This is a genomic window from Roseateles chitinivorans (assembly GCF_002761755.1).
Classification (GTDB): domain Bacteria; phylum Pseudomonadota; class Gammaproteobacteria; order Burkholderiales; family Burkholderiaceae_C; genus Roseateles; species Roseateles chitinivorans.
On the sequence record NZ_PEOG01000116.1, the window covers coordinates 1 to 10,318 of the forward strand.

Genomic DNA, 10,318 nt, shown 5'->3' on the forward strand with positions numbered 1-10,318 from the left:
AACAAAGACTACTTTCATAGCTTCATTCATTTCCGTGAGCGTCTAAAGATTTAACCTTCTCAGGTCGCTCGTTCAGACGCCCACGCTTATCGGCTGTAAATTCTTAAAGAACATCGAAGCGGCTTGCACCGGCTTCGTCGCGTCACCGACTTGTCGTCAGCAGCGCAGAAGCGAGATTATGAACGATTCCTTTTGAATTCGTCAAGCAGTCTGCGAAATTATTTTCATCGTCGACTGCGAGAATCTCGCCGCCAAATGAAAACCGGGCAAACCCAGTCAAATCATTTGACCACCTCGGCATACCCTCCGAGGCCGCCGCTCAAAACCTTGTCGTGAGCAGCGAAGACCGAGAGTCTAGCACGAGTTTTTTCGTCCGCGCAACTCCCCGTCATCTCATCGTCATGACGCACGGTTCGCGCTGCCCGCTCCTACATAAGAAGGGCGTGGAGCCCGCAGTCAATGCAATCGCGACTGCGGCGTCAGCGCTTCCAGCGCGGCCTTCGCCGGCTCATCGCTCTCCAGGATCCGGGGCAGGGCCGCCGACAAGCGCGGCACGTCCGCCCGAAGGATCCTCTGCTTGACCGACGGGATCTGCGAGGGGTGCATGGAGAAGCACGTCAGTCCCATGGCCAACAACAGGTCGGTGAACGCCGCGTCACCCGCCATTTCGCCGCAAACGCTGACTTCCTTGCCGGCGGCGCGCGCCTGGGCGATGGAACTGGCCAGCAGATTCAGCACCGCCGGATGCCACGGGTCATACAGATGGGCGACCGCTTCGTCGGCGCGGTCGATGGCCAGGGTGTACTGGATCAGGTCGTTGGTGCCGATGGACACGAAGTCCACGTGCTTGAGCAACTGCGGCAGCATGATCGCCGCCGCTGGCACCTCCACCATGACGCCAAGCAGCACCTCACCGTAGGCCTGGCCCGTCTCGTCCAGTTGGCCCTTCACCCGCTTGATGGTTTCCTGAATCTGACGGATCTCGCCCAGATGGGCCACCATCGGCACCAGCAGCTTCACCTTGCCGAAGGCGCTCGCTCGATAGATGGCGCGCAGCTGCTGACGGAACATGCTCGGCTCAGCCAGACTCCAGCGGATCGCTCGCAGACCCATCGCCGGGTTCAGCACATGTTCGTGGCGCAGTTCATTGACCGACATGCGATCCAAGGGCTTGTCCGCACCGATGTCGACGGTGCGGATCGTGACTGGCAGCCCGGCCATTGCCTCGACGGCGCTCTTGTAGGCAGCGAATTGCTCTTCCTCGCTGGGCAGGTCGCCCTCGCGATTCATGAACAGGAACTCGCTACGGAACAGGCCGACGCCGGTCGCGCCGGAGGCCAGCGCCGCCACGGTGTCGCCCGGCAACTCGATGTTGGCGTGTAGCTCGATGCGCTGCCCATCCATGGTGATCGCCGGCGTGTGGCGCAGCCGGGCCAGTCGCGCGTTCTCCAGCTCCGCCTGACGCTGCCTGAAACGGTACTCCTCCAGCACGATGGGGGACGGGTTGACGATGACCGTCCCGGCATCGCCGTCGATGATCACCCAATCGTCCTGGCGGATGAGCCGCGAGGCTTCGCGCGTTCCTACCACCGCGGGGATGGCCATGCTCCGGGCCACGATGGCCGTGTGCGAGGTCTTTCCCCCAATGTCGGTGATGAAGCCTTGGAAGACGCTGCGCTTGAACTGGATCATGTCGGCCGGCGCGATGTCGGCCGCCACCAGAAGCAGCGGATCCTCACCGGCGAAGTCACGCGCGACCACCGCCGAGGCACCGCTGGGTGACTCGTTCTGTTCGGCCGCGAGCGCGGCCAGCACCCGCTCGACCACCTGCTCCAGGTCGGCCTTGCGCTCGCGCAGGTAGTCGTCCTCCATTTCGTCGAACTGGCGCGCCAGCACTTCGAGCTGCGCCGACAGCGCCCATTCGGCGTTGTAGTGGCGGTCGACAATCCAGTCGCGGGCGGCATCGACGAGCGCCTCGTCGTTCAGCAGCAGCAGGTGGACATCCAGCAGCGCGTCGAGCTCGTGCGGCGCGTCCTCCGGCAGTTCGGCCTTGAGGTCCTGCAGCTCGCGGGTCACCGCGTCGCGGCCACGGACCAGCCGGGCATATTCCTGCTCCGCGTCGGCGGCGCCAATGAAGTAATGGGCGACGTCGACGCGGCTGGACGCGACCAGCACCGCGCGGCCGATCGCCACGCCGCGGGAAACGGGAATGCCGAAGACCTGGAAACTCATGCGCCGACTTTAGCAGCGGGTGTCGTTGCCGACCTGGGCCGAAGGTGAACTTGCGAAAACCTCCGTGAGCCCCGCGTCAATCGTCCGTGCGGGTGAGCGTGACGACGACACGACTGTCATGGTTCGTTCACTTGAGGGTCACCGACGCGTCACCGCCGCCGCTCAGCATCCGGGCATCACTTCAGCGAGGCTTTGCCATGAGGGATCTGCCGCTGCCCACCCTGCCCTTTTCCGATCTGCGCCCGGCCGAGGCGCCCCGGAGGTCACTTCCAGCCAGTTCGCAAGACGTCGTTGTCGACGCTGCGCGCGCTCGCTTCCATGTGGGTTGGGCGCGCACGGAGGACGAAGTCCGGCAGGCCCAGCGCCTGAGGTACCAGGTCTTCGTCGACGAGATGGGCGCGCGACTGAGCGTGCCGGCCGGCGCACCCGCGGGCCATGACATCGATCTCTTCGACCCGTTCTGCGAGCACTTGCTCGTTCGCACGCTCGACGAGCACGGCCAACCGGCCGAGGTGATCGGGACTTACCGGGTGCTGACGCCAGAGGCCGCGCGCCGCGCCGGCGGCCTGTACAGCGAGACCGAGTTCGACCTGACCCGACTGCGTTCGCTGCGTCCGCGCATGGTCGAACTGGGCCGTTCCTGCGTCCACCCCGACCACCGCCATGGCGGCGCCATCATGGCGCTGTGGGGCGCGCTGGCGGAGTTCATGGTCCGCAACGACCTGGACACGATGATCGGCTGCGCCTCGATCAGCATGCGCGATGGCGGCCACTATGCAGCCAGCCTGTGGCGCCAGCTCGAAGGCAGCCATCTGGCCGACATCGAATGGCAGGTGCGCCCCCGCCTGCCGCTGCCGGTCGACGACCTGCGCCAGGACCTGGTTGTCGAGCCGCCGCCGCTGATCAAGGGTTACCTGCGCGTCGGCGCGCGCATCCTGGGCCGGCCCGCCTGGGATCCTGACTTCAACACCGCCGACCTTCCGATGATCATGCGCATCGCGGACCTGCCGGCGCGCTACCGCAAGCACTTCCTCGGGGGTCTTTGAGGACGACCGCGTCCGTGGAAAAGGGCTGCCCTCGACAGCCCTTCCCCGCGACACGCCTGTCTTACTGGCCTTCGCCGAACTTGTCGTTCACCAGCGCGGTGATCGCCTCGTGCGCGGCCTGCTCGTCCTCGCCCGCGGTCTCGAGTTCCACTTCGGCGCCGATCCCGGCGGCCAGCATCATGACGCCCATGATGCTCTTGGCATTCACGCGTCGGCCGTTGCGGGTCATGAAGACCTCTGCCTTGAATCCCCCCGCCAGCTTGGTCAGCTTCGCCGAGGCACGGGCATGCAGGCCCAGCTTGTTGCTGATGGTGAGGGTCGACTTGATCATGAGCAGGAGGGGCGGGACGAGGAGTTGGTGGAGCACGGCGCGGTCGCGTCGCACAGGATCCCCTGGGTACCGCCCTGGCTGGCGCGCTGCAGCAGCGCGTCCAGTCCTTCGCCGGCGTAGCACAGCGAGCGCCACAGCATCGGCACGTTGACGCCGGTCAGCACCTTCACCTGCTCGCCCTGCAGGCGCAGCGCGGCATTCGTCGGTGTGGCGCCGTAGACGTCGGTCAGCACCAGGGTCTGCAGATGTCCGGAGGCGCTGATCAGCGCCCGCGCCAGCGACTCGACATCGTCGGCGCTCATCTCCGGCGTCACGTCCAGCACGCTGAGCTGCAGCGCGCAGTGCGGAAACGTGTGCTCGGCCACCTGCTTGAGCGCGGTGGCCAGCGGAGCATGGGCGATCAGCAGCAGGCCGGACATGGGGCGCATTATCGTGCGGCGCAGCATGGCGCGGGCGGGGCGCGCACAAACCCGCAATCGTGGGGAGGGTGCCTTGCCGCGCCTCCCCTCAACGGGGCAGTTGCACGGAGCCGAGGAACACGTCCCAGGCCTCCGCGTCCAGGCGCTCCCCCTGCAGCAACAGCTGGTACAGCCGCCCCTCCCGGGAGAACACGGCCTGGCGCGCCTGCTGGGCCGGCTGGCCCGGCCGGGCCTCGAAGGCCTGCTGGAACGCTTCCGGATCGGCCGCGATCCCACGGACGCTCAGGGGCGCCGACGCCCGCGGGGCCATCTGCCGGGCGATGCCCTCGTGCATGCGACGCATCGCGGCCGAGGTCGCGCGGGCGTCGCCGAGGTCGGTCCAGGTGAAGGAGAACTGCCCGCCGCGCGCCTTGCAGCTCATGGAACGCACGACGACCGGTTGGCCGGCCGGCCCGGGCTGCGTACGCTCCTCGCGTTCGGGCTTGCAAGGAAACATCAGCGAGACCTGCGCGCCTTCCGGATCGACCTTGCGCCAGTTCAAGGCGGGACTGCAGCCCGCGACCAGCATCAGCGGCAGGATCGGAACAAGCAGGGTCGGTCGGCGCATCGGACGATTATGGCGGGGGAGGCGACCGGAACCTCCCTCGCTGGCACCCCTGGCGACATCCCCCACAATGCCTTGATGAGCGAAGCGAACTCCCCCCGTCCCTCCGCGATGGCCCTGCAAGGCGTGCGCGTCCTGGATCTCTCCCGCGTGCTGGCCGGTCCCTGGTGCACGCAGACGCTGGCCGACCTCGGCGCCGACGTCATCAAGGTCGAACGCCCGCCCAAAGGCGGCCATCCGGGGGGCGACGACACCCGAGGGTGGGGGCCGCCCTACCTGAAGGACCGCGACGGCCAGGACACCGCGGAGGCGGCCTACTACCTGGGCGCGAACCGCAACAAGCGCTCGATCGGCGTCGACATCGCCAGTCCCAAGGGCCAGGACCTGATCCGGGAACTGGCCCGTCGCGCGGACGTGGTGGTCGAGAACTACAAGGTCGGCGACCTGACCCGCTACGGTCTGAATGCGCCGGCGCTGCTGGCGCTCAATCCGCGGCTGGTGTTCTGCTCGGTCACCGGCTTCGGCCAGACCGGCCCCTACCGGGACCGCGCCGGCTACGACTACGCGGTGCAGGGCCTGGGCGGACTGATGAGCGTCACCGGCGAAGCCGACGCGCTGCCCGGGGGCGGACCGCAGAAGGTCGGCGTGGCGGTGGCGGACCTGTTCACCGGCATGTATGCGACGGTCGCGATCCTGGCCGCGCTGCGCCACCGCGACGCGACCGGCGAGGGGCAGGTCGTCGACATGGCGCTGCTGGACACGCAGGTGGCGATGCTGGCCAACCTCGGCGCGAACTACCTGACCACGGGCCAGGCGCCGCGCCGCATGGGCAATGCCCATCAGAACATCGTGCCGTACCAGGTCTTCCAGGCCAGCGATGGCCACCTGATCGTCGCCGTCGGCAACGACGGCCAGTTCGTCAAGTTCTGCGAACTGCTCGGCGTTCCCGAGTTGGCCCGCGATCCGCGCTATGCGACCAATGCGCAACGCGTTCGGCACCGCGAGGCGCTGGTCCCGCTGCTGGCCGAGCGCATCGCCGCGCGACCGCGCCAGCACTGGCTCGACGCGATGGAAGCGGCCAAGGTGCCGGGAGGCGCGATCAACGACCTTGCCGAGGTCTTCGAGGACCCTCAGGTTCGGCATCGCGGCATGGTCGTGCCGATGGCGCATCCGTTGAGCGACGGGCTGCGCGTCGTCGCCAGCCCGATGAAGCTGTCCGCCACGCCGGTGGCCTACCGATTGCCCCCGCCGCTGCTGGGACAACACACCGACGAGGTCCTGGCCGAGCTCGGCCATGGCCCCGAGGCCATCGCCGCCTGGCGCGAGGAAGGAGTCATCGCATGAGCAGCACCGATCGAGACGGCGCGGATCGACCGCGGGGCGTGGACATCGTCCTGGTGCATGGGGCCTGGCTGGGGGCCTGGGCGTGGAAACGGGTGCTGGCACCGTTGCGAGCGGCCGGTCACCGCGTCTTCCCGGTGACCCTGAGCGGCGTCGGCGAGCGGGCGCACCAGCCGCACGAGAGCATCCGGCTGCAGACCCACATCGACGACGTCAAGGCCGTCATCACCTGCGAGGAACTGACCGATGTGCTGCTGGTCGGCCACAGCTACAGCGGCATGGTGATCACCGGCGTGGCCGACCAGTTGCCGACTCGCATCGCGCGGCTCGTCTATCTGGACGCGGTGGTGCCGGAGCCGGGCGAGTCCTGGTCCAGCCGCCACACGCCGGAGACACAGGCGCAGCGGCGCGAGCTGATCGCGAAGTTCGGCCACCTGCCGGTGACCGAGCCGCACGGCATGGGGCTCCAGCCGGAGGACTTCGACTGGATGATGCGCTGCCAGCGCCCGCAGCCGGGCGGGGTCTATGACAGCCCGCTCGACTTCGACAAGGCCGCCTGGCTCGAGCGCCCGCGCACGTTCATCGACTGCAACCGCCCGGCCCTGCTCACCATCGCCGCCGCGCGCGAGCGCGCCCGCAGCCAGCCCGGCTGGGAGCGCTTCGAGATCCCGACCGGTCATCAGGTGATGATCTCGGCGCCGCAGGCGCTCACCGAGCGCCTGCTCATGCTGGCCGACCGCCAGGCGAAGGGCTGACCCGGCGTCCGCCATCCGCCCCCGGTGGCCTCGGAAACGTGAGCCATTTCACGGCATCCACCCGGGGGGGCGATTGCCCCCGACTCACGGGATGGCCTCCCCCGGGGCCGCGCGGAACCATGGCGCCTCCCCGCCCCGGCATGCCGCCAGCGGCCCACCCAAATGAGAGAGCATGTCCCGCCCGCCCCCCACCGTGGCCGCGCCGCTGGCCGCCAATGACATGGTGCAGCGCCCCAGCGATTCGCAATGGGGCGACATCGTCCAGCAACTCGGCGCCGAGATCGCCGGCCCGCTGAGCGGGGCACTGGAGCGGATCCACGCGCTGATCAGCACCGGCCAGATCGACCGCCAGGGCCTGCGGGCGCTGCGCGACGCGGTGGCGCAGGCGCGCGAGGCCGGCATGGTGAGCCAGCAACTGGCCCGCCTGGCCTCGGGCCGGCTGCGGCTGTCGCGCGAGCCGGTGTCGCTGACGCAGGTGCTGCGCGGCGTGCTGGCGCAGCGCAGCCGGGAGACCCAGGCGCGCGGCATCCAGATCCGGCAGCTGCTGCAGCCGATCGAGGTGATGACCGACGCGTCGCTGCTGTTCTCGTTGCTGAACGCGGTGATGGACTGGGCGCTCACGAACACGCATTCCTCGCTGGAGATGCGGCTGGACCTGACGCCGTGGCCGGCCAAGGCGCGGTTGATGTGCCGCTTCGCCCACCGCTCGCTGGACCTGGGCAGCGCGCCCTCGTCGGCGATCAACGAGCCGCCCGAATCGCTGAACTCGCTGACCTGGCGGCTGATCGAGCAGACCGCGCTGACGATCGGCGCCCTGCCGCTGCGCGAGGACGAGGCCGGCATCACGATGCTGACGCTGGAGTTCCCGCACCTGGCCGGCGACGAGCCCGGCGCGCAGCACGGCCCCGCGCCGGTCGCGCCGCCGGACCGGCCGGAGCTCGACGACCCGACGCCGTCGCACAACTCCAAGCCGCTGGCCGGTTGCCATCTGCTGATCGTCTCGCCGCGCCGGGAGCTGCGGCAGGAAATCCAGGCGGCGGTACGCCACATGGGGCTGATCATCGATGCGGTGGCCTCGATGGACGAGGCCCTCGAGTTCTGCGAGGAAGGCCTGCCGCATGGCATCGCCTTCGAGCAGTCGCTGCGCGATGCGGACTTCGACCGCCTGCGCGCCGACATCACCGGCGAGGTGCCCAACTTCAGCTTCGTCGAGGTGATGGACGGCGACCTGCAGACGCAGCTCTCCACCGCGACGGCTGACCACATGGCGAGGATCTCGCGGCAGAACCTTCAGGATGCGCTGCCATCGGTGCTGCTTTTCGAGCTGTCCAAGGCGCTGTGAATCGCCGGCGCGCGGTCGGTCGTCGCGCCGCCTGACACCGGCCTGAGCGTCACCCGGGCAAGCCCCTCCCGGGTGACGAGCCGGGGGCGACCGGCATACACTCGCCCCCTATGAAGCTGCCTCGCTGGACCGGACTCCTGTTGTTGGTCGCCGCCGTCGGTGTCGGTGCCGGCCTCGCCTACGAGGGCCTGAAGCCCGAACCCGCCCCGCGGGTGGACTACGTGCTGCTCGACGGCTCGAAGCACGCGTCGGCGCAGGCCTGGACCGGCAAGGTGATGCTGGTCAACTTCTGGGCCACCTCCTGCACGACCTGCGTCAAAGAGATGCCCAACGTCATCGCGACGCACCAGAAGTACAAGGACAAGGGCTTCGACACGCTGGCCGTGGCCATGAGCTATGACCCTCCGGCCTATGTCGCGAACTATGCCGAGACTCGCAAGCTGCCCTTCGGCGTCGCGATGGACAGCACCGGCGAGATCGCGCGCAGCTTTGGCAAGGTGCAGCTCACGCCCACCACCTTCCTGATCAACAAGCGGGGCGAGATCGTCAAGCGCTTCGTCGGCGAGCCCGACTTCGCCGCGCTGCACGGCACGATCGAGAAGCTGCTCGCCGAGAGCTGATCCGCCCCCTCCCCCCTGAAAGCATGCCGCTCATCGAGCGGCATTTTTTCTGGCCGCTCCACGGGCGGGTCCGGGCGCTTTGCGATTCTTTTCGTCGGCGACACCAGGCTGCTGTCGCCAGATACTAGGGTGTCGACATGCCCGCCGAGCCCGCGCCCTGACGGCGCCGCCACGGCCAGCCCGCGTCCCGCTTCCGGCCCGCCAGAGGCCCTCCGCACCAGCGACCGACCCGCATGAACACCAACAACAAGCTGCCCTGCCCGCCGGTCTCCGGCCTCGTCCCCTCCCCTGGCGTGTCAAGGCGCCGCCGACAACAGGGCCGCGCCGCGCCGTGGATCCTCGCCCTCGTGGTGATGGCCGCGGCGATCGGCGGCTGGTGGTGGTGGAAAGGTCGTGGTGCCGACGGCGAGGCGGGCGGCGGTCCCGCGCGCGCTGCCAGCAGTCCGGGCGGCGCGGGCCAGGCCGGCGCCGGCGGACGGGGCGGTCGCTTCGCCGCCAACCGGGTGCAGCCGGTGTCGGTGATCGCCGCGCGGCTGCAGGACATCCGGCACACCGCGTCCGCCATCGGCACCATCAGCGCCTCCAACACCGCCGTCGTGCGCGCGCAGGTCAGCGGCGTGCTGCAGCAGCTGCACTTCACCGAGGGCCAGCAGGTCAAGGCCGGACAGCCGCTGGCCCAGATCGACCCGCGGGCGTTCCAGGCCGCGCTGGGTCAGGCCGAGGGCCAGCTCGCCCGCGACAAGGCGACGCTGGACAACGCCCGCATCGACCTCGCCCGCTATCAGGACCTGCTCGCGAAGGACGCGATCGCGCGCCAGCAGGTCGACACGCAGCAGGCGACGGTCCGCCAGCTCGACGGCACGGTGAAAGCCGACCAGGCCGCCGTGGACAGCGCCCGCCTGCAGGTCACCTACACCCGGGTGCTGGCGCCGATCTCGGGGCGCGTCGGCCTGAAGCAGGTCGACATCGGCAACGTCGTGCAGACCGGCGATGCCAACGGTGTCGTCAGCATCACGCAGACGCGGCCGATCGCGCTGACCTTCGCGGTGCCGTCGGCGTTGCTGCCGCAGGTCACCGCCGGCCTGAAGGACAAGGCATCGCTGACAGTCGAGGCCTGGAGTCGCGACGGCAAGACCCGGCTGGCGACGGGCCGGCTCGCGACCGCCGACAACGCCATCGACCTGAGCACCGACACGATCAAGCTCAAGGCCCTGTTTCCGAACGAGGACGACGCGCTGTATCCCAACCAGTCGGTCAGCGTGAAGCTGCAACTCGCCACCGAGGCCAACCGCCTGGCCGTGCCGGCCGCCGCGGTGCTGCGCGGCGCACAGGGCTTCTATGTCTACGTCGTCGGTCCGGACAACACGGTGAGCACGCGGGTCGTGCAGACCGGCGCGGTCGACGGCGACTGGATGGCGGTGGACGGCCCGGTCCAGGCCGGCGATCGCATCGTCGTGGACGGTGTCGACCGCCTGCGCGAGGGCGCCAAGGTCGAGGTCATCGCCAACGATCCGAAGCAGCGCGCCGGCGCCAACGCGGCACCGCGGCGCGGCCGTGGCGCGAGCGCACCGGGCGGCGCGGCCTCCGGCGCCCGCAGCGGTGGCCGTCATGCCTCGGGTGCCTCCGCG

At 69.2% G+C, this 10,318-nt stretch carries 10 protein-coding genes; 6 read left to right on the forward strand and 4 right to left on the reverse strand.

The window, feature by feature from the left end:
• Positions 1-456: 456 nt before the first annotated feature.
• Positions 457-2,232 (reverse strand): phosphoenolpyruvate--protein phosphotransferase, encoded by a 1,776-nt coding sequence (gene ptsP, locus CS062_RS24190; protein ID WP_099864349.1) that lies wholly within the window; start codon positions 2,230-2,232, stop codon positions 457-459.
• A gap of 197 nt (positions 2,233-2,429) precedes the next feature.
• On the opposite strand from ptsP, the gene CS062_RS24195 reads away from it, so the two are divergent.
• On the forward strand, positions 2,430-3,278 hold the full coding sequence (locus CS062_RS24195; protein WP_099864352.1) for a GNAT family N-acetyltransferase: 849 nt from the start codon (positions 2,430-2,432) through the stop codon (positions 3,276-3,278).
• A 61-nt stretch (positions 3,279-3,339) separates the two neighbouring features.
• On the opposite strand, the gene CS062_RS24200 is transcribed toward CS062_RS24195, so the two are convergent.
• The 3 genes from CS062_RS24200 to CS062_RS24210 all read right to left on the reverse strand — a co-directional run bounded on the left by CS062_RS24200 (position 3,340) and on the right by CS062_RS24210 (position 4,635).
• Positions 3,340-3,609: an HPr family phosphocarrier protein gene (locus tag CS062_RS24200; protein WP_099864355.1), complete on the reverse strand. Its 270-nt coding sequence runs from the start codon at positions 3,607-3,609 to the stop codon at positions 3,340-3,342.
• The gene (locus CS062_RS24205) at positions 3,606-4,028 is read right to left on the reverse strand and encodes a PTS sugar transporter subunit IIA (protein WP_158238913.1); all 423 of its coding nucleotides are present in this window, start codon (positions 4,026-4,028) and stop codon (positions 3,606-3,608) included. The genes CS062_RS24200 and CS062_RS24205 overlap by 4 nt, the downstream gene beginning before the upstream one ends.
• Before the next feature lie 88 nt (positions 4,029-4,116).
• Positions 4,117-4,635 (reverse strand): hypothetical protein, encoded by a 519-nt coding sequence (locus tag CS062_RS24210; RefSeq protein WP_099864359.1) that lies wholly within the window; start codon positions 4,633-4,635, stop codon positions 4,117-4,119.
• Positions 4,636-4,710: 75 nt separating this feature from the next.
• Between CS062_RS24210 and CS062_RS24215 the strand changes: the two genes are divergently transcribed.
• The 5 genes from CS062_RS24215 to CS062_RS24235 form a co-directional block, all read left to right on the forward strand.
• Positions 4,711-5,976, forward strand: a complete 1,266-nt coding sequence (locus CS062_RS24215; protein WP_199174347.1) for a CaiB/BaiF CoA transferase family protein — start codon at positions 4,711-4,713, stop codon at positions 5,974-5,976.
• Positions 5,973-6,728, forward strand: a complete 756-nt coding sequence (locus CS062_RS24220) for an alpha/beta fold hydrolase (RefSeq protein WP_099864363.1) — start codon at positions 5,973-5,975, stop codon at positions 6,726-6,728. The genes CS062_RS24215 and CS062_RS24220 overlap by 4 nt, the downstream gene beginning before the upstream one ends.
• A gap of 172 nt (positions 6,729-6,900) precedes the next feature.
• A complete protein-coding gene (locus tag CS062_RS24225) occupies positions 6,901-8,070 on the forward strand; it encodes an ATP-binding protein (protein WP_099864365.1) in 1,170 nt (389 codons plus the stop codon).
• A gap of 110 nt (positions 8,071-8,180) precedes the next feature.
• Positions 8,181-8,690: a TlpA disulfide reductase family protein gene (locus CS062_RS24230; protein WP_099864367.1), complete on the forward strand. Its 510-nt coding sequence runs from the start codon at positions 8,181-8,183 to the stop codon at positions 8,688-8,690.
• Between the two features lie 233 nt (positions 8,691-8,923).
• Positions 8,924-10,318 (forward strand): MdtA/MuxA family multidrug efflux RND transporter periplasmic adaptor subunit (locus tag CS062_RS24235; protein WP_099864369.1); only part of this gene is annotated, 1,395 nt, incomplete at its 3' end.